Consider the following 17,788-nt stretch of genomic DNA (forward strand, 5'->3'; position numbering starts at 1 on the left):
ACGACGTCATCAGCCCTTCAGTCCGGAGGTCGCCATTCCGTCGATCAGATAGCGCTGGAAGGCGAGGAAGAACAGCAGCACGGGCAGCAGCGCGACGAGGGACATGGCGATCATCCCGCCGTAGTTGGCGGCCACGCCGTCGGAGTCGCGGAACATCATCAGGCCCAGCGAGACCGTGTACTTGCCGGGCTCGTTGAGATAGATCAGCGGGCCCATGAAGTCGTTCCAGGCGTTGATGAAGGTGAAGATCGCGCTGGTGATGAGGGCCGGCCGGCACAGCGGCAGCACGATCGACCAGTAGATGCGGAAGTGCCCGCAGCCGTCGAGCCGGGCCGCCTCGTCGAGCTCCCTGGGCAGGTTCCGCATGAACTGCACCATCAGGAAGACGAAGAACGCCTCGGTGGCGAGGTACTTCCCGATCAGCAGCGGGACGTAGGTGTTGATCCAGCCCAGCTTCTGGAACATCACGTACTGCGGGATCAGCAGTACGTGGTACGGCAGGAGCAGGGTGCCGATCATCAGGGAGAAGAGCAGATTGCGGCCGGCGAAGCGGATGCGGGCGAAGGCGTAGGCGGTGAGCGAGCAGGAGACCAGCACGCCGACCACGGCGCCGCCGGCGTAGAAGAGGGAGTTCTGGAAGAACGTCCAGATGCCGATGTCCGCTATGCCGTCGGCAAGGCCCTTGAAGTTGGACAGGATCGGGTGGGACGGGAACAGCTGGAGGCTGTTGATGATGTCCTTGCTCGGCTTGAAGGACGCCCCGATCACCCAGACCACCGGGTAGAGGATGACCGCGAGGATCAGCAGGGCGCCGAGGTGCCAGCCGAGGGAGCCGGCCCGGCGGCGGCTCAGCAGCGGCGGTCTGGTGGTGGTCGCGCTCATCGGGCGTCCTCCTCGTAGTGCACCCACTTCTTCTGGGACCAGAAGAGGACGGCCGTCACCAGGGCCACGGCCAGCAGCAGCATCCAGGCCATCGCCGCGGCGAAGCCCATCCGGGCGTTCTGGAAGCCCTGCTGGTACAGGTAGCAGGTGTAGACGAGCGTGGCGTCGGCCGGTCCGCAGGTGCTGTTGGAGACGACGTAGGCCGAGCCGAAGATCTGGAAGGAGTGGATGGTCTCCAGCAGCACGTTGAAGAAGAGCACCGGGGAGATCATCGGCAGGGTGATGTTCCAGAACCTCCGCAGCGGCCCGGCGCCGTCCATCTCGGCCGCCTCGTAGAGCTCCCTCGGCACCTGCTTCAGCCCGGCCAGGAAGATGACCATCGGCGCGCCGAACTGCCACACGGTCAGGGCGACCAGGCAGTACAGCACCCAGTCGGCGTTGCCGACCCAGCCGCCCACGTGCCAGCCGAAGAAGGACTGGGAACGGTCGACGATAGCGCCGTCGGAGAACAGGGACCGCCAGACGAAGCCGACGGAGACGCTCGCGCCGATGAGCGAGGGGGCGTAGAAGGCGGCCCGGTAGAAGGCCTGACCGCGCCGACTCTGGGCCAGGAGCATCGCCACCCCGAGGGCGAGGAGCAGCTTCAGCGGGGTGCCGATGACCACGTACTTCGCGGTCACCTCCACCGACCTCTGCCAGCGGGGGTCGTCGAACATCTGGGTGAAGTTGTCGAACCCGACCCACTTCGGGGTGTTGAAGAGGTTGTAGTCGGTGAACGCGAAGTAGAGCGAGGCGACCATCGGGCCCGCGGTCAGCAGCAGGAAGCCCGCGATCCACGGAGACATGAAGAGGTAGCCGGCGAGGTTCTCGCGCCGGCGGCCGGGCCGCCGCCCCCTGGTGGCGGAGGCGGCCGGGCGCGTCTTGCGGGCGGTGGGCAGGGAGTCCTCGACGAGCGTCACGGCCGGTCCCATCAGGCCTGGAAGGCGGCCTCGGACTCGGTGAAGAACTGCTTCACCGCGTCCGCGACCTTGGTCTTGCCCTGGCCGAGGTCGCCGCCGATGCGCAGGAAGGCGGCCTCGATGGTGTCGGCACCGGAGGGGTGCGGGGTGATCGTGCCGAGGACTCCGGCCTTGGCGGTGTCGTCCTCGTACTGCGCGATCTCCTTGTTCACCGCGTCCGTGGGCTTGAACGCCGCGTACTGCTCGGTGCTCGCGAGAATGCCCCGGTCGTAGCCCATGATCGTGCCGACCTCGGGGTCGTGGACCATGAAGTCGATGAACTGCGCGACCTCCTTGGGGTGCGCGGTGCGGGCGGAGGCGCTCAGCATCAGGGAGGCGAGGTACTGCCCGGTGTGCTTGCCGTCCATGGTCGGGATCGGCGCCAGGCCGTACGTGCTGTCGCCCTCCGACGAGTAGCGGACGGTGAAGTTGTCCCAGGTGAACTCCGAGGCGCCGTGTCCTGCGGAGAGGGAGGACTTGGGGAAGTCCTGGGCGACCGTCTTCGGGTCGGTGACGATGCCGGCCTTGACGCGGCCGTAGCCGTCGGCCCACCACTCCGTCAGGTCTGCCTTGTCGAAACCGAGCCCGTCGTCGGTGTAGAAGGCCTTGCCGTTCTGGCGGAGGTAGAGGTCGTACAGGTACATGATGGTGAAGTAGCCGGTGTCCCCCGCGACCTTGGTCCTGTCGTGGATGGTCTTCAGCGCCTTGAAGTAGTCGTCCCAGGTCCAGCCCGTGTGCGGCTCCACACCGGCTCTCTCGAAGACCTTCTTGTCGATGACCAGCGCCATGGTGTTGGAGCCGACCGGGATTCCGAGCTGCTTTCCGTCGACCTCGCCGACCTTCGTCACTCCGGCCCGGAAGTGATCCAGGCTCAGATTTCCTGCCTGAACCTGTGACTTGAGATCGAGGAGAATTCCTCGCTTGTCGTACTTCCGGAGAAAGGTGACGGCATTCTGGAAAACGTCCGGGGGATTTCCGCCGGCGGCCTGCGTCTGGAACTTCTCCCAGAACGACGCATACGTCTGAAAGTCGGTCTTGACCTTGATCTTCGGGTACTTCTCCTCGAAGAGCGCGATGGTCTTGTTGATCTTCTGCGCGCGTTCCTCGGCACCCCACCACGAGTAACGGATCGTCACCGTTCCATCCCCGGAACCGCTTCCGCCTCCGCACCCGGCCGTCGCCGCGACCCCGAGCGCGGCAGCCGAGGCTCCGGCCGCCTTCAGGATGGTCCGCCTCTCCACGTTCCTGCTGGTTCCCACAGTCGGGCCCCTCCCCGCAGCGTCGCCGACGCCTGCATGAATCGTTTCAAGTAAGCGCTTGCTGGCACAAGTTACGGAGGGGGCGGTGAGGCGTCAATGATTCGCACAGGAATTTCTTGTGGGCGGCGGTGGCAGGGCCGGGCGGTGGGGCGAGGGCGCAGGGGCTGCGAGGTGGGCGATCTCGCAGGTGACGGACATGCGGTCGACAGGTCGAACGCGAAGTGGCTTGCAGGAGGCGGGGGTTACGGCTTGGCCTCGGCAGGCGGCTCGGGTGGGCGGACAGGCGGCCCGGGTGGGCGAGCAGGCGGACGGGCAGGCGCCGAGAGCCGACGGGGTCGAGACGCGCCCGAACCCGCCCGAGCCCACCTGCCGGCACTGGGCACCCGGGGCGCACACCTCCGACCACTACGGCCGGTACGCCCCACCCAGCGGGTTCGGTCGGCAGGTCCGATCGGCAGGTCAGTCCGGCAGTCCGGCAGTCCGGTCAGGGAGATCGTCGACCGGCCGTGTTCGTCGCCGCCACCGCACCTGGACGACATCGCCGTACGGCGCCCCACGCCCCCTCCAGAGGCGCTCACGCTCCCGCACGCCGACCGTGCACGGCCTTAGCCCTCCCCGACCCCGGCCCCCGTCCCCGTCCCCGGTGCCACAGTCACGCCGCGCGAGGTGGCCACAGCCACCCCAGCCCACCCCAGCCGTGAGCCCCGAGCCCCGAGCCCCGAGGCAACGGCGGTGCTCGAAAACGACTACGGCCCACCTGCTCTCTGGCAGGTGGGCCGTGGTTCCGGGTGGGCGATACTGGGTTCGAACCAGTGACCTCTTCGGTGTGAACGAAGCGCTCTCCCACTGAGCTAATCGCCCGGGCGCAGGGAGAACATTACCCCATGTCAGGGGGTGCCCCCGACCGGTCGCCGGGGGTCTGCGGCCTGATCACTCCTCGATCTTCCAGGGCATCACGATCCCGAACCTGGAGAGGTAGATCCCCACCCCGGCGGCCACGACCACCAGCCCGATCGTCGTGAGCGTGATGTTGCGGCGGCGCACCTTGGGGTCGAGGGCCTTCTGGGCCGCCTCGGTGACCTTGCGTTTCGTCCAGCGCAGCACCAGCTGGGCCCAGACGAACTCGGTCGCCCAGATCGCCATGCCACCGAAGATGATCACCCAGCCCGGCCCCGGCAACGGCAGCAGGACGATGCCCACGACCACCACCGCCAGGCCGACCGCGAAAACGCCGACCTGCCAGCTCAGGTGCAGTGCCCGGCGTGCCTTGATGAACTCGGGCGCCCGCGATCCGAGCCCCTGCTCGGCGCGCTCCCGGTCCGTCGACGTCCCGTCCACCTCACTCCCGTCCGAGGCCACGGCGACCTCGCCCGGTTCGTTACTCCCCGTATTCATACGACCAAACCCTACCTGAGCGAATCAGGTCACCGGAATGGTCGTAGATCGCGTCCGGCTTCTCGGCCGGAAGAGTTACGTAAAGGCACGCAAAACACTCAGAGGGGTTTACAACGGCACCGTAGGTGGCATGTCGATTTCGCCGACGTGCGAATCCCCGAGCGCACACTGAGCGAAAGGCCCTGGCGCTTATGAACACCACGGTCAGCTGCGAGCTGCACCTGCGCCTCGTTGTGTCGAGCGAGTCATCCCTGCCTGTCCCCGCAGGCCTGCGGTACGACACGGCCGACCCCTACGCCGTGCACGCCACCTTCCACACCGGAGCCGAGGAGACCGTCGAGTGGGTGTTCGCCCGCGACCTCCTCGCCGAGGGGCTGCACCGCCCCACCGGCACCGGCGACGTCCGCGTCTGGCCGTCCCGCAGCCACGGTCAGGGCGTCGTGTGCATCGCCCTGAGCTCCCCGGAAGGGGAAGCCCTGCTCGAAGCCCCGGCGCGGGCCCTGGAATCCTTCCTGAAGCGAACAGACGCCGCCGTGCCGCCCGGCACGGAGCACCGGCACTTCGATCTCGATCAGGAGCTCTCCCACATCCTGGCGGAGAGCTGAGGCACGGCCCCTGAAAGCCGCCCGGCGCCGTCCACTCGGGGAGACGGCTCGGGCCAAGACAACCGCATACGGCAGCACCGGCGCCGCCACCGTGTTTCGGTCACGGGGCGGCGCCGGCGTGTCCGCGCGCCCGTGGAACCTCCGCGAGGCGGTGAGCGTTCTACCGGGCAGCCGTGAGTGGGGCAGGGCACGGTGCGGGGCCGCCGCATGTCGCTACCATCGGCCACCATCGGCGGGCGCCTGCCCGACCCTCAGGCCAGGGAGCGAAACGTGCTGATCACCCACGACACCCGGTGTTCTCTCGACGCCGTGGTGGATCTGGTGAACACCGCACCGGAGGACGACACGGCGGCGGAGGGACTGCCCGATGTCGCAGCTCTCCAGGTTTTCGTACGAAACCACGACATCAGCGATGTCGGCGTGCTCTCGGAGTTCGATCTGTCGGCAGTGCGCAAGATCCGCGGCCGGTTCGCGGGGATCTTCGCCGCTCCGGACGCCCGGACCGCCGCCGGGATGATCAACGAGCTGGTCGCGGCCGCGGGCACCACGCCCCGGCTCACGGACCACGACGGCTACGACTGGCATGTGCACTACTTCGCGCCCGGCGCCTCGGTGGCGGACCACCTCGCCGCCGACTGCGGGATGGCGCTCGCGTTCTTCGTGGTCGCCGGGGAGCAGGAGCGGCTGCGGCGCTGCGAGGCCCCGGACTGCCGACGCGCCTTCGTCGACCTCTCCCGTAACCGTTCGCGTCGTTACTGTGACAGCCGGACCTGCGGAAACCGCCTGCATGTCGCCGCGTACCGGGCACGCCGCAAGGAAGCGGCGGGCTGATCCCGGGGACGCCGGGGAGGCTGGAGACGCCGAGGACGGGTACTCGGTACGGGGTGCCCGGTCGGTCCCGGCCGGATGTGTCGATGCCGACGCCTGTCCCGGCGGGTGACGCCGGGACGGGCGGGTACGGCTCACAGCCACAGCAGGTCGTGCAGCGCAGCCATGAGGAGCAGACACCCGATCACCGCTAGGAAGATCATCAGCGGTGGCTGGGAAAGGGCGAAGAGGCACCCGCGGGGCTCGTCCTTCGACGGCGCGGCCTCGCTCTGTTTCGTGTCCAGCATCTCGCGGCGATGATGTCTCAGCGAGCACCTGCCGCGCGATCAACACGCCCGGAATGGGCGGGAGTTCGCCGAATTCCGTGATGTCCGTTTCACTTCCGCTCGCGCCATGATCACTTCCGCGCGCGTCACAGCCGCACTGTGTCGTTTCAATGCCTCATGTGACTGTCATATGCATGCGCCCGCAACCCGGCTGAACAGCACCGCGCCGGCGCACCGCCGGGCACCGACCGGCGCGCGCCGCCCGCCGCGGCGGAGTGTCATATTCCGTGCTTCTTGAGGATGGCCTCGATGTCACTGAAGTCCTCGCCCGCGGCGGTGCCGCGCGGCGCCGCCGCGGGCCTGGCCGTCGGCCGGGTGGCAGGGCTGAGGGACGGTGCGGACGCGGCGGGGGCGACGGCGTCGCGCTGTGCGCTCCGGGCGGCCGCCTTGCGCTCGGCGCGGGTGCCACGGGTGCCGCCGCGCCTGCGCTCCACGGCGCGGGTGGTGGCGAACAGGGCCCAGGCCGCCCCGAGCACCACGAAGCCGGCCCAGGCCGTGGGGCTGAAGGCGGTGTCGGCGAGCCAGCCGACCACGCCCGTCATGACCAGGCCGACGGGTACGAGGGAGTAGGCGGCGATGCGGGCCGCCGCCAGGTACCGCTTGCGATAGCCGGTGACCACGGCGATACCCAGACCGGCCGCGGACACGGCGGAACAGACTGTCTCGGCGATCATCCGGTCCTCCTGCGGGCTGGGTCGGGCGGCGGGCGGGGCGAGGGGCTGCGTGCGCGCTGCTCCGCCCCTTCCATCGTGCACCGCCCGGCCCGTGCGATCCATGCCCGTGCCCGACAATCAGGGGCATCTCGGGGTCCTCTCCGGGTAGCCTCCACCCCAGGCACTAGCCGGGACCACACCTGCTGCGGCCGTCGCCCGCCACCGCCCGCCGTCTCGATTGGGTCGACGGAGCGGGGCCTGGAAGACTGGCCGTCATGAACGACTCCCCCGCGCGCACCGACGCCCTGGTCCTCGACGTCTGGTGTGAACTCCAGTGCCCCGACTGCCGCAGCGCCCTGGACGACCTCCGCGCCCTGCGTGCCCGGTACGGCGACCGGCTGGAGCTGCGGCTGCGGCACTTCCCGCTGGAGAAGCACAAGCACGCCTTCGCCGCCGCGCAGGCCGCCGAGGAGGCCCTGGAGCAGGGGAAGGGCTGGGAGTACGTCGAGGCGGTCCTCGGCCGGGTGGAGGAGCTGGACCGCGAGGGTGAGCCGTTCCTGGTCGAGGTGGCCGGTGAACTGGGCCTGGATGCCGAGGAGTTCGACACCGCGCTGATCGACGGCCGGCACATCCTGATCGTGGACGCCGACCAGGCCGAGGGCAAGGCCATCGGCGTGACCGGCACCCCGACCTACGTCATCGGCGGCGAACGCCTCGACGGCGGCAAGAGCCAGGAAGGCCTGCGCGAGCGCGTGGCGGAGATCGCCGACCGGCTGCTTGCCGCGCAGGAGTGACCATGCAGGAGTGACCATGCAGGAGTGACCGGGCAGGAGTGACCGGGCAGCGGCGGCCGGGCAGCGGCGGCCGGCCCTCAGATCAGGTTCTTGTAGAGGACGTACGACACGGTGACGTACCCCAGCGACTCGTAGAGCCGTTCGGCCGGGGTGTTGCCGGCGAACACGTTGAGGCCGAGGACGCGTCTGCCCGCGGCGATCGTCTGGTTCTCCGCCAGCAGCATGAGGGTGCGGCCGTGTCCCCGGCCACGGTGGGCGGCGTCGGTCTCGACGTCGTACACCCAGACCTGGTCCTTCCAGAGGGCCAGCCACAGGGTGCCGACCCGTGTCCCCTCGTGTTCGAGGATGCTGAACCGCATGTCCTCCGTGGCGATCCCCCGCGGCAGCAGCTGTTCGTGGTCGCGCCGCGACTTCTCGTGTGCCTCGGTCTCGGGCAGGCCCCGCTCGATCCACATGCGCGTGTACGCCCGGGACTCGTAGGCGAGCCACTCCTCGAACTCGGCCCCGGTCATGGCACGGCCGAGGCTGCCCGTCGGCAGGGCGGACGGGATGTCCCCGAGCCGCTTCTCCATGCCCCGGTTGCGCGGGACGTAGCCCAGCGCCTCGACGAGCCGCAGCGCCGGTTCCTCGGCGGCCGGAACGCCCAGCTCGATCTGCCGGCAGCCCCAGCCGCGCGCCACCTCCTCCGCGGCGAGCGCGGCCACGGTGCCCCGGCCCCTGCGGCGGTCCGGTTCCTCGATGCGCAGGTCGTCGATCCGGGCCACCCGGGCACCGAGATTCCGCGAGGTGCCCAGGTGGAGGGTGCCGACGGGCCTGCTGTTCACGCACACCTGGAAGCGGCGGGACAGCGCTCCGTCGGCACCGTGCTGCAGCGGCTCGGTCGGCCGCAGGGTCGTGGTCATCAGGGGTGTTCTACCCGCCCGGGACGCCGACGTCAGCCCAATGAGGCCCCGTCTTCCCCGTCTTCCCCATGTTCTCCGTGTTGTCCATGTTCCCCATGGGCCATCAGGACGGCGCCTCAGGGGGCTCAGGGATCCAGGTCCTCGCCCGACCGCTCGTCGAAGATGCGCATGGCCTTGGCGGTCACCGGGCCGGGGGCGCCGGGGAGTTCACGGTCGTCGACGCGGTGCACGGCCTGGACGTCGCGCAGGGTGGAGGTGAGGAAGATCTCGTCGGCCCGCTCCAGGACGTCCAGGGGCAGGTCGGTCTCCCGGGCCCCGGTCCACTCGACGGCCAGGGCACGGGTGATGCCGGCCAGGCAGCCGGAGGCGACCGGCGGGGTGTGGATCTCGCCGTCGAGGACGACGAAGACGTTGGACCCGGTGCCCTCGCAGAGCTGTCCGACGGTGTTGGCGAACAGGGCCTCGGAGGCACCGTGTTGGGTGGCGCGGGCCAGGGCGACGACGTTCTCGGCGTACGAGGTGGTCTTGAGGCCGGTGAGCGCGCCGCGCTCGTTACGGGTCCAGGGGACCGTGATCACGGCGGTGGAGTCGGCGCGGCGGCCGGTCTCGCCGAGGGCGACCACGAGGGTCGGGCCGTGGTCACCGCGGTCGGAGCCGAGAGGGCCGTGGCCGCCGGTGTAGGTGATGCGCAGCCGGCCCAACGGCATCGGGTTGGCGCCCAGGACCGCCTCACAGGCCCGGCGGACCTCGTCGTGGTCGGGGTCGGGCAGGCCGAGGCCCCGGGCCGAGCGGGTCAGCCGGTCCAGGTGGCGGGTGAGCGCGAAGAGCCGCCCGTCGGTCGCCTTCACCGTCTCGAAGATGCCGTCCCCCACGGTCAGCCCGTGGTCGAAGACGGAGACACGCGCGGACTCGACGTCCTGCAACCCGCCGTCCAGCCAGATCTTCACGCTCTCTACCTCACAAGTCAGTGCCGGACGCGTCGGCTGCGTCGGACCGGCCGTGCACGTCATACGTACCCGACGCTACCGCGAGCAGCCGGGCGGCCTTCAGCTCGGTCTCCCGCCATTCACCCTCCGGGTCGGAACCCCAGGTGATCCCGGCGCCGGTGCCGAACCGCAGCGCACCCGCGCCCCGGTCGATCCAGAAGGTACGGATGCCCACGGCCAGCTCGCCGACGCCCCGGTCCGCGTCCACCCAGCCGATGCCGCCGCAGTACGGGCCGCGCGGCGCGGTCTCCAGGGCCTCGATGATCCGCAGGGCGCTCGACTTCGGCGCGCCGGTGACCGAGCCGGGCGGGAAGGCGGCGGCGAGCAGCTCGGGCCAGCCGGCGTCCGGGCCCAGCTCGCCCCGGACCGTGGAGACGAGGTGGACCAGCCCCGGGTGCTTCTCCACGGCGCACAGGTCGGGAACGGTCACCGTGCCGGTGGCGCAGACCCGCCCGATGTCGTTGCGGACGAGGTCCACGATCATCACGTTCTCGGCGTAGTCCTTCTCCAGGAGGTCCGCCTCGGTGCGGCCGGTGCCCTTGATGGGTCCGCTCTCGACGGTCCGCCCCGTCCGGCGCAGGAAGAGTTCGGGCGAGGCGGTGGCTATCTCCACCCCGTGCTCCGGGAGGCGAAACGTTCCGGCGTACGGCGCCGGGTTGCCGCGGGCCAGCAGCGCGGTCAGGGCGTCCACGTCGGCGTCCGGGGCGACCGGCGCGGACAGCACGCGGCAGAGGTTGGCCTGGTACACCTCACCGGCCGCGATGTGCGTGCGGATCCGCCGCACCGCCGCCGTGTACGCGGCGCGGTCGAGGGACGACTTCCAGTCACCGACCGCCGGGCCGTGCCACGCCCCCGGCACCGGCGCGGGCACCGGTTCCTCCCGTACGTCGCCGAACCGGGCGCAGGTCAGCCGGCCCTCGAAATCCGCGCAGACGGCCCAGAAACCGGACGACTCAAGGGCCGCCGGATCGGTCGTGACGTCGATCAGACCGGTGGCGACGCGGTCGCCGAACCGGGCGAGAGGAGGGAGATGAGGAGGGAGATGGAGCACGTCGTCGAGTCTATGGCGGGTGTCATGGGGGTGACCCGGGCATGTCGTCAAGGGGGCCCTGACCACCTCATCCGTCGGGTGAGGCGCAGCACGCTGCGCAAACGCGTTTTTGTGCTGGCCCGGGAATCCGCTAGAGTTCAACACGTCGCCGGGACGCGAGAGCGGACCGAAACGACAGGCGGACGTAGCTCAGTTGGTAGAGCGCAACCTTGCCAAGGTTGAGGTCGCGAGTTCGAGCCTCGTCGTCCGCTCGAAGGAATGAGGGGTCTTCCCGATCCCCTACACTCCTGGTGGAGTGGCCGAGAGGCGAGGCAACGGCCTGCAAAGCCGTCTACACGGGTTCAAATCCCGTCTCCACCTCCAAGGACGATTAGCTCAGCGGGAGAGCGCTTCCCTGACACGGAAGAGGTCACTGGTTCAATCCCAGTATCGTCCACTGGATCCCGGCCGGAAGGCCATGGGTCTGCCCCGCGCGATTAGCTCAGCGGGAGAGCGCTTCCCTGACACGGAAGAGGTCACTGGTTCAATCCCAGTATCGCGCACGCAGTACACGTGATCTTCGGATCGCGGTCCCGAGGACGATTAGCTCAGCGGGAGAGCGCTTCCCTGACACGGAAGAGGTCACTGGTTCAATCCCAGTATCGTTCACACAGCAAAGAGCCCCGGCCGTCTCGAACGGCCGGGGCTTCTTCGTGCGGTCAGCTGGAGAAGAGCATGTGAGCCCAGCTCTTGTGGCCGTGGTGCCCGTGGCCGCCGTAGGGCTGCCCGTGGTGGCCGCCACCGTGGTGACCGCCACCGTGCGGGGCACCCCAGGCAGGCGCGGGCGGAGCCGGGTACGCCTGCGGAGCCGGCGGCGGGACCGGCTTGGACCACTGTGCCTCCAGCTGGGTCAGCGCCTCCAGCTCGCCGTAGTCGAGGAAGATGCCCCGGCAGCCGCTGCACTGCTCGATCTGGACGCCGTTGCGGTTGTAGGTGTGCATCGGCGCATGACACTTCGGACACTGCATGGTCGGCTCAACTCCTCGCCGGTAAAAACTGCTTCACGTTCTTCCAGGACAGACTCCGTCCGACCCTGGTCGGTTGCAGCCTACTTCGGGAAATCGCGCGTCAACCGGGCGGGGACCAAGGTCGTTCCGGAGTCACGCGGGGGAGCATTCCGGGACTATTCCGGAGCCATCCGGGCACACGCGTCGATCAGCGCCTGCTCCACCTCGTCGAGGGGCCGGTCCGCCAGGATCGCCTTGGCGAGGTAGCGCGCACCCGTCTGGACGGTGAGGGAGCGGGCCGGGACGTCCAGGGCGGGCCAGGGGTCGCCGTCCTCCGGTACGGCCGGACCGCCGGCCGCGCGGTAGGCGGTGAGGAAGCGGGTCCACTCGTCGGGCGGGAGGAGACCGCAGGCGTACCAGGACGCGGGGCGGGCGAGGTCCCAGGCGGGGACGCCGACGCCGAGATCGTCGACGTCGATCAGCCGCCACGGGCCGTCCGGCGCCGGGTGCCGGACCAGCTGGCCGAGGTGCAGGTCGCCGTGGCAGAGAGTACGGGGGCCGGGCATCGGGGCCTCGGCGCGGGCCCAGGCGGGCAGCGCGGCCCAGGCCCGGAGGACGGGCGGGGCGGCGGGGTGGGTGCCTGCGCCGGCGAGCGCCGCATGGAGCCGGGTCATCGCCTGGGCCGCCTTGGCGGGGCCGCGCATCGGGGGTGCGGCGGGGGTGGGCGGGGTGCGGTGCAGCAGGGCGAGGAGGGTGGCGGCGGCCTCCCAGGGGGCGGAGGCCGGGGCGTCGGGGTCCACGGGGGCGCCGTACGGCCACAGGGTGACCGGGCGGTCGTCGACGAAGGCGGCGGGGGCCGGGGCGAGCGGCGGGAGGAAGACGCCGGGGAGACGGGCGGCGGTGGCCAGCCGGAGGGTGAGGTCGATGGGGTCCGTGTCCGGGGCGTGGGCCTTGGCGACGGTTTCCGCGTGGCGAAGGACCGTGGTGTCGGGGCGGTGGGCGAGGGTGGTGGTACCGCAGGCGCAGTGGCAGGGGGCCGCGTCGGGGTGGGCGACGGCTCTGATCTCGGCGGTCAGCTGGGGCAGTACGTCTGCGGTCATGGGGTCCCCCGGGAGGTGGTGCGGCTGTGCTGCGGTGAGGGTACGTGGGTGCGGTGGGCCGGGGTGGGGGCTGGGGTACCGGGGTTTCGCTCGCCCGCGCTTGCGGGGTGCCGCCGCGCCCACCCGTGCCGCCCCAGCGGCACGATTGCCCGCGGCTATGTCTTTAGGGGCGCGGGGAACTGCGCGACCAGCCACGACGAAGCCGCAGACGAAAGGCGACCGCCGCCCGGGAAAAAGCAATGCCGGCGCAGCTCCCCAGCTGCGCCGGCATTTTGCCGTCCGCCGCACCCCCGTCCCCACGGGGTTTCATGGGTGGATGTCCCCGCCCGGACCGCTCTTCCGGGCCTGGGGTCGCCGCTCAGCGCCCCAGCATCACTCCCACGGACGACGCCTGTGTGGCCACTGTCTCCCAGCCGTCGAAGACGACGAGGAGCAGGACCGCCAGGGGAAGGGCCATCAGCGTCGCCACCAGCGGGTGGCGGCGGCCCTGCCGGCGGGGGCGGGTGGTGTGTGTCCGCTGTGCCGTAAGGGCCATGGTCCCTCTCCTGACCGTGCTCAGTTGTCGTTGGCAGCGGCGGGTGTCTGACCTCGGGGGACGAGTGCTGCACCCGCCGCTTGACCTCAAATCTAGGCGCGTGCCAGCTCGCGGACGTCATGCCCTCGTATCGAATCCCGGGCCTCCGAGAGGATGAGCCACGACCGGTGGTCTACTCCCCTGGGTGGAGACGGGTCCTAGGTCTTGTCCTACCCCTCGGGGTCTTCCCGGAGGGGGTGCCCGGTCCTTCCCGGTTTTTCCGAGCTGTCCTCGCGGGGCACCGGCTGCTCGACGAGAGCCAGGACCCGGGTCGCCATGAAGCGGGCGGTGCGGACGACGGAGCCGTTTCGCGTGACTTCGCTCACTTCCACCACCCCTCGTCGTACCGCTGTCTCCACCCGGCGGCCCGCCCTGCTCGCCACCACCTCGTAGGTGCGGGTCGTGTCGCCGGCGTCGACGACTATCTCCACGCGGTCACCCTTCACAGCATCAATCCCCCTTCTGTGACGGCTTGTTGGAGCAGACAAGTGCTCAAAGGAGCCGATAACGGCGCCTTCCTGACCACTCCTCAAGTCTCGCACCCGGCACTGACAATCCATCGGGCCGAGAGGGCGCGGCCTCTGCGCACGGGCGGCCCGGTAAACGTAAGCTGTGCCACGTCAAACGGACCGGGCAGCGGGGATGAACATGGCGATGATGCGCCTGAGGCGCGAGGACCCGCGCGTCGTCGGCTCGTTCAGGCTTCACAGAAGGCTCGGCGCCGGCGGAATGGGCGTGGTCTACCTCGGCTCCGACAAGAAGGGGCAGCGGGTCGCACTGAAGGTGATCCGGCCCGATCTGGCGGAGGACCAGGAGTTCCGGTCGCGGTTCGCCCGTGAGGTCTCGGCGGCCCGGCGGATCAGGGGCGGTTGCACGGCACGGCTGGTCGCGGCGGATCTGGACGCCGAGCGGCCGTGGTTCGCCACCCAGTACGTGCCCGGGCCCTCGCTGCACGACAAGGTCGCCGACGACGGCCCGCTGGGCGCGGCGGACGCGGCGGCGGTCGGCGCGGCGCTGTCCGAGGGCCTGGTCGCCGTGCACGAGGCCGGGGTCGTACACCGGGATCTCAAGCCGTCCAACATCCTGCTGTCCCCGAAGGGGCCGCGGATCATCGACTTCGGCATCGCCTGGGCCACCGGGGCCTCCACCCTCACCCACGTCGGTACGGCGGTCGGCTCCCCCGGGTTCCTCGCCCCCGAACAGGTGCGCGGGGCTGCCGTCACCCCGGCCACGGACGTCTTCTCGCTCGGTGCCACCCTCGCCTACGCCTCGACCGGTGACTCGCCCTTCGGGCACGGCAGTTCCGAGGTGATGCTCTACCGGGTCGTCCACGAGGAGCCGGCGCTGCACGGGGTGCCGGACGCGCTCGCTCCGCTGGTGCGGGCCTGCCTGGCCAAGGACCCCGAGGAACGGCCGAGCACGCTGCAGCTCTCGCTCCGGCTGAAGGAGATCGCGGCGCGCGAGGCGCACGGGCTGGCCGACGTACGGCCGCCCGTGCCGCGTGCCGCGGAGGCGGACCGGCCGACCGGGCGGCTCACCGAGACCTACCCGGAGCCGCAGCGCACCCAGCGCCGCCCGCAGTCCTCGTCGGGCACGCCGGTGCGGGGCAACGCCCCCTCGCGCGGCGGCAGCGGCCCGCGCCCGACCGGCGGTGTGCCGTCGCGGCCGAACGGTGCGCGCCCGACGCCCGCCCCGCGCGGCAACGGCACCCGGCCCGGAAACGGGACCGGGACCGGGAACCGGCCCGTGTCGCGCGGTGGCGCCGGGCGTCCGGGGCCGCGTCCCACGGGTACCGGACGGCGGCCGGCCAATCCGCGGCTGCTGCGGCAGCGGCTGTTCGTGTTCGTCGTGGTGACCCTGCTGGTGGCGCTCGGGATCGCGCTGGCGCAGGGCTGTTCCGGCCCGGCGCACGGGATGAGTGTGCCGGGCGGCGGTGTCGTACCCGCGAAGGCCATGGCCCTCAGGGAGTAGCCGGACCTACGGGTGGCGAGACCTACGGGTGGCCGGACCTACGCCTCGGGGCGGCCCGCTGTCACCGCGTAGAAGGCGACCGCGGCCGCCGCGCCCACGTTGAGGGAGTCGACGCCGTGGGACATCGGGATGCGCACCCATTCGTCGGCGGCGACCAGCGCCTGGGTGGAGAGGCCGTCACCCTCCGCGCCGAGCATGAGCGCGACCCTGTCCATCCGGTGCGGGGCGGCCTCGTCCAGGCTGCGGGCCTTCTCGTCCGGGGTGAGGGCGAGCAGCGTGAACCCGGCCTCGCGGACCGAGTCCAGCCCCTTGGGCCAGGTGTCGAGCCGGGCGTACGGCACGGAGAAGACCGCGCCCATGGAGACCTTCACGCTGCGGCGGTAGAGCGGGTCGGCGCAGTCCGGGGAGAGCAGCACCGCGTCCATGCCGAGGGCGGCCGCCGAGCGGAAGATCGCGCCGATGTTGGTGTGGTCGTTGACGGACTCCATGACGACGACCCGGCGGGTGGTGCGCAGCAGTTCGGTCGCCGTCGGCAGCGGTTTGCGCTGCATGGAGGCGAGCGCGCCGCGGTGCACGTGGTAGCCGGTGACCTTCTCGGCGAGCTCCGGGCTGACCGCGTAGACGGGGGCCGGGAGTTCGTCTATGACATCGCGCATGACGTCGACCCACTTGGCGGACAGCAGCATCGAACGCATCTCGTAGCCCGCGTCCTTCGCCCTGCGGATGACCTTCTCGCCCTCGGCGATGAACAGGCCCTCGGCCGGTTCGCGCTTGCGGCGCAACTCGACGTCGGTCAGGCCCGTGTAGTCACGGAGGCGCGGGTCGTCGGGATCCTCAACGGTGATGAGATCGGCCACAGGGTGATACTGCCTTGTCCTGGGTGGGGTGCCAATGGTCTGGGACGGGTTGTGTTACCGGGGGTTACGTCAGTGCCCGCGCGGGTGCCCTTTCAGGCCGCCGGGTGCGGTCCTACGTTCACGACCTCGCCGATCACGATGACCGCCGGGGGTTTCACTTCCTCCGTGCGGACGACCTCCGCGACCGTGGCGAGGGTCGCGTCGACCCGGCGTTGAGCGGCCGTCGTGCCTTCCTGGACCAGGGCCACAGGGGTTTCCGGGGACTTGCCGTGCGCGACCAGGGTCTCGGCGATCTTCCCGATCTTGTCGACGCCCATGAGGACGACGAGGGTCCCGGTCAGTTTCGCGAGGGACGGCCAGTCGGCCAGCGAGCGCTCGTCGTCCGGCGCGACGTGGCCGCTGACCACCGTGAACTCGTGTGCGACGCCCCGGTGGGTGACCGGGATGCCCGCGGCGGACGGTACGGAGATCGAGCTGGAGATGCCGGGTACGACCGTGCAGGGGATGCCGGCCTCGGCGAGCGCCTGGACCTCCTCCATGCCGCGGCCGAAGACGTAGGGGTCGCCGCCCTTGAGCCGGACGACCGACTTGCCCTGCTTGGCGTGTTCGATCAGGGCGTTGTTGATGGCCTCCTGGGCCATGTAGCGGCCGTACGGGATCTTCGCCGCGTCGATCACCTCTACGTGCGGCGGGAGTTCGGCGAGGAGGTCGCGGGGGCCGAGGCGGTCGGCGATGACGACGTCGGCGGCTGCCAGCAGGCGGCGGCCGCGGACCGTGATGAGGTCGGGGTCGCCGGGGCCGCCGCCGACCAGGGCGACGCCGGGAGTCCGGGTGCGGTGGTGGGGGGCGACGAGGGTGCCGTCGCGCAGGCCCTCGACGACCGCGTCCCGGATGGCGGCGGTGTGGCGGGGGTCGCGGCCGCGCGCGTCGGTGGTGAGGACGGCGACCGTGACGCCCTCGCTGTGGCCGGTGGCCGGGGTCCAGGCGGTGGCCTGGTCGGCGTCGTCGGACCGCACGCACCAGACGCGGTGGCGCTCGGCTTCCGCTGAGGCGGCGGAGTTGGCGGCGGCGTCACTGGTGGCGATCAGGGCGTACCAGGCGTCGGCGAGGTCGCCGTCCTGGTAGGGGCGCCTGGTCCAGGTGAGCTCGCCGGCGTCGGCCATCGCCTCGACGGAGGGGGTGGCTTCGGGCGATACGAGGGTGATGTCGGCGCCGGCCGCGATGAGGGCGGGGAGGCGGCGCTGGGCCACCTGGCCGCCACCGAGGACGACCACGCGGCGGCCGGAGAGGCGGAGGCCTACGGGGTAGGCGGGGTGTTCGGCCATGAGGTGCGGCTCCTCCGAGGCGTTGCTATTGCCCTGACGTGCAGATTTTACGGGGCGGGGGTTTTGGGCGGCTCAGGTGTCCGGGGGCTGGGCTGCGTGGCCGGGTGCGGGGCGGTGGGTGGTTGTGCCCACCCGTTCCGCCCTGCGGAACGCCTGCCCACAACCACCGGTCGGTCGGGGGGAACCCGGTGCTGCCGTCCCGCAGCCCGCAGCCATCGGCCATGGGTGGCGCTCGGCGCCCCTCCAGGGGCGCGGGGAACTGCGCGCTCGGCCCCCACGCACCCGGCCCACAGTCA

Annotated in this window: 19 protein-coding genes and 6 tRNA genes; 9 read left to right on the forward strand and 16 right to left on the reverse strand. The window is 70.9% G+C overall.

Annotation, left to right across the window (positions count from 1 at the left end; all coding sequences use genetic code 11):
• Positions 1 to 9 precede the first annotated feature (9 nt).
• From ABZ887_RS20235 to ABZ887_RS20255, 5 genes are all read right to left on the reverse strand, one after another.
• Positions 10 to 882, reverse strand: coding sequence for a carbohydrate ABC transporter permease (locus ABZ887_RS20235; RefSeq protein ID WP_361291181.1), 873 nt, complete (start codon positions 880 to 882; stop codon positions 10 to 12).
• The gene (locus ABZ887_RS20240) at positions 879 to 1,841 is read right to left on the reverse strand and encodes a sugar ABC transporter permease (protein ID WP_361291184.1); all 963 of its coding nucleotides are present in this window, start codon (positions 1,839 to 1,841) and stop codon (positions 879 to 881) included. Before ABZ887_RS20240 ends, ABZ887_RS20235 begins: the two co-directional genes overlap by 4 nt.
• Before the next feature lie 11 nt (positions 1,842 to 1,852).
• Positions 1,853 to 3,139: an extracellular solute-binding protein gene (locus tag ABZ887_RS20245; protein WP_361291187.1), complete on the reverse strand. Its 1,287-nt coding sequence runs from the start codon at positions 3,137 to 3,139 to the stop codon at positions 1,853 to 1,855.
• A gap of 789 nt (positions 3,140 to 3,928) precedes the next feature.
• Positions 3,929 to 4,000: transfer RNA gene (locus ABZ887_RS20250), tRNA-Val, on the reverse strand.
• A 69-nt stretch (positions 4,001 to 4,069) separates the two neighbouring features.
• A complete protein-coding gene (locus ABZ887_RS20255; RefSeq protein ID WP_361291190.1) occupies positions 4,070 to 4,534 on the reverse strand; it encodes a TIGR02611 family protein in 465 nt (154 codons plus the stop codon).
• Between the two features lie 191 nt (positions 4,535 to 4,725).
• Between ABZ887_RS20255 and ABZ887_RS20260 the strand changes: the two genes are divergently transcribed.
• Positions 4,726 to 5,139, forward strand: a complete 414-nt coding sequence (locus ABZ887_RS20260) for an SsgA family sporulation/cell division regulator (RefSeq protein ID WP_004002642.1) — start codon at positions 4,726 to 4,728, stop codon at positions 5,137 to 5,139.
• Between the two features lie 270 nt (positions 5,140 to 5,409).
• Positions 5,410 to 5,970 carry a CGNR zinc finger domain-containing protein gene (locus tag ABZ887_RS20265; protein WP_361291193.1) on the forward strand — a complete coding sequence of 187 codons (561 nt, stop codon included), beginning with the start codon at positions 5,410 to 5,412 and terminating at the stop codon, positions 5,968 to 5,970.
• Positions 5,971 to 6,101: 131 nt separating this feature from the next.
• Here the strand turns inward: ABZ887_RS20265 and ABZ887_RS20270 are convergent, their stop codons facing one another.
• Together ABZ887_RS20270 and ABZ887_RS20275 are read right to left on the reverse strand one after the other, a co-directional pair.
• The gene (locus ABZ887_RS20270) at positions 6,102 to 6,254 is read right to left on the reverse strand and encodes a hypothetical protein (protein WP_234531635.1); all 153 of its coding nucleotides are present in this window, start codon (positions 6,252 to 6,254) and stop codon (positions 6,102 to 6,104) included.
• 257 nt (positions 6,255 to 6,511) lie between these two features.
• On the reverse strand, positions 6,512 to 6,967 hold the full coding sequence (locus tag ABZ887_RS20275) for a hypothetical protein (RefSeq protein WP_361291197.1): 456 nt from the start codon (positions 6,965 to 6,967) through the stop codon (positions 6,512 to 6,514).
• Positions 6,968 to 7,221: 254 nt separating this feature from the next.
• Here ABZ887_RS20275 and ABZ887_RS20280 point away from each other — a divergent pair, with 254 nt between their 5' ends.
• Positions 7,222 to 7,740 carry a DsbA family protein gene (locus ABZ887_RS20280; protein ID WP_361291200.1) on the forward strand — a complete coding sequence of 173 codons (519 nt, stop codon included), beginning with the start codon at positions 7,222 to 7,224 and terminating at the stop codon, positions 7,738 to 7,740.
• Positions 7,741 to 7,817: 77 nt separating this feature from the next.
• Here the strand turns inward: ABZ887_RS20280 and ABZ887_RS20285 are convergent, their stop codons facing one another.
• The 3 genes from ABZ887_RS20285 to ABZ887_RS20295 all read right to left on the reverse strand — a co-directional run bounded on the left by ABZ887_RS20285 (position 7,818) and on the right by ABZ887_RS20295 (position 10,679).
• The gene (locus ABZ887_RS20285) at positions 7,818 to 8,642 is read right to left on the reverse strand and encodes a GNAT family N-acetyltransferase (protein WP_361291203.1); all 825 of its coding nucleotides are present in this window, start codon (positions 8,640 to 8,642) and stop codon (positions 7,818 to 7,820) included.
• Positions 8,643 to 8,767: 125 nt separating this feature from the next.
• A complete protein-coding gene (locus ABZ887_RS20290) occupies positions 8,768 to 9,589 on the reverse strand; it encodes an aminodeoxychorismate lyase (RefSeq protein ID WP_361291206.1) in 822 nt (273 codons plus the stop codon).
• Between the two features lie 10 nt (positions 9,590 to 9,599).
• Positions 9,600 to 10,679, reverse strand: coding sequence for a chorismate-binding protein (locus ABZ887_RS20295; RefSeq protein WP_361291209.1), 1,080 nt, complete (start codon positions 10,677 to 10,679; stop codon positions 9,600 to 9,602).
• A gap of 178 nt (positions 10,680 to 10,857) precedes the next feature.
• Between ABZ887_RS20295 and ABZ887_RS20300 the strand changes: the two genes are divergently transcribed.
• The 5 genes from ABZ887_RS20300 (at position 10,858) to ABZ887_RS20320 (ending at position 11,327) form a co-directional block, all read left to right on the forward strand.
• Positions 10,858 to 10,930, forward strand: a tRNA-Gly gene (locus ABZ887_RS20300).
• A 38-nt stretch (positions 10,931 to 10,968) separates the two neighbouring features.
• Positions 10,969 to 11,042 (forward strand) — tRNA-Cys (locus ABZ887_RS20305).
• 1 nt (position 11,043) lies between these two features.
• Positions 11,044 to 11,115: transfer RNA gene (locus ABZ887_RS20310), tRNA-Val, on the forward strand.
• A 34-nt stretch (positions 11,116 to 11,149) separates the two neighbouring features.
• Positions 11,150 to 11,221 (forward strand) — tRNA-Val (locus ABZ887_RS20315).
• Positions 11,222 to 11,255: 34 nt separating this feature from the next.
• Positions 11,256 to 11,327, forward strand: a tRNA-Val gene (locus tag ABZ887_RS20320).
• A gap of 50 nt (positions 11,328 to 11,377) precedes the next feature.
• Here the strand turns inward: ABZ887_RS20320 and ABZ887_RS20325 are convergent.
• The 4 genes from ABZ887_RS20325 to ABZ887_RS20340 all read right to left on the reverse strand — a co-directional run bounded on the left by ABZ887_RS20325 (position 11,378) and on the right by ABZ887_RS20340 (position 13,785).
• Positions 11,378 to 11,686: a zf-TFIIB domain-containing protein gene (locus ABZ887_RS20325; protein ID WP_361291212.1), complete on the reverse strand. Its 309-nt coding sequence runs from the start codon at positions 11,684 to 11,686 to the stop codon at positions 11,378 to 11,380.
• Positions 11,687 to 11,841: 155 nt separating this feature from the next.
• Entirely contained in the window at positions 11,842 to 12,765 is a 924-nt protein-coding gene (locus tag ABZ887_RS20330; protein ID WP_361291215.1) for an aminoglycoside phosphotransferase family protein, read from the reverse strand.
• Between the two features lie 358 nt (positions 12,766 to 13,123).
• The gene (locus ABZ887_RS20335; RefSeq protein WP_123978469.1) at positions 13,124 to 13,300 is read right to left on the reverse strand and encodes a hypothetical protein; all 177 of its coding nucleotides are present in this window, start codon (positions 13,298 to 13,300) and stop codon (positions 13,124 to 13,126) included.
• A 209-nt stretch (positions 13,301 to 13,509) separates the two neighbouring features.
• Positions 13,510 to 13,785 (reverse strand): hypothetical protein, encoded by a 276-nt coding sequence (locus ABZ887_RS20340; protein ID WP_189264682.1) that lies wholly within the window; start codon positions 13,783 to 13,785, stop codon positions 13,510 to 13,512.
• 196 nt (positions 13,786 to 13,981) lie between these two features.
• Between ABZ887_RS20340 and ABZ887_RS20345 the strand changes: the two genes are divergently transcribed.
• Complete coding sequence (locus ABZ887_RS20345) at positions 13,982 to 15,310, forward strand: protein kinase (protein ID WP_361291569.1); 1,329 nt, start codon at positions 13,982 to 13,984, stop codon at positions 15,308 to 15,310.
• 38 nt (positions 15,311 to 15,348) lie between these two features.
• Here ABZ887_RS20345 and ABZ887_RS20350 read toward each other — a convergent pair whose 3' ends face one another.
• Entirely contained in the window at positions 15,349 to 16,167 is an 819-nt protein-coding gene (locus ABZ887_RS20350) for an RNA methyltransferase (protein WP_093505269.1), read from the reverse strand.
• 92 nt (positions 16,168 to 16,259) lie between these two features.
• Positions 16,260 to 17,492: a uroporphyrinogen-III C-methyltransferase gene (gene cobA, locus ABZ887_RS20355; RefSeq protein ID WP_361291220.1), complete on the reverse strand. Its 1,233-nt coding sequence runs from the start codon at positions 17,490 to 17,492 to the stop codon at positions 16,260 to 16,262.
• Positions 17,493 to 17,788: the final 296 nt, after the last annotated feature.

This window comes from Streptomyces sp. NPDC047061 (genome assembly GCF_040643955.1).
GTDB lineage: Bacteria > Actinomycetota > Actinomycetes > Streptomycetales > Streptomycetaceae > Streptomyces.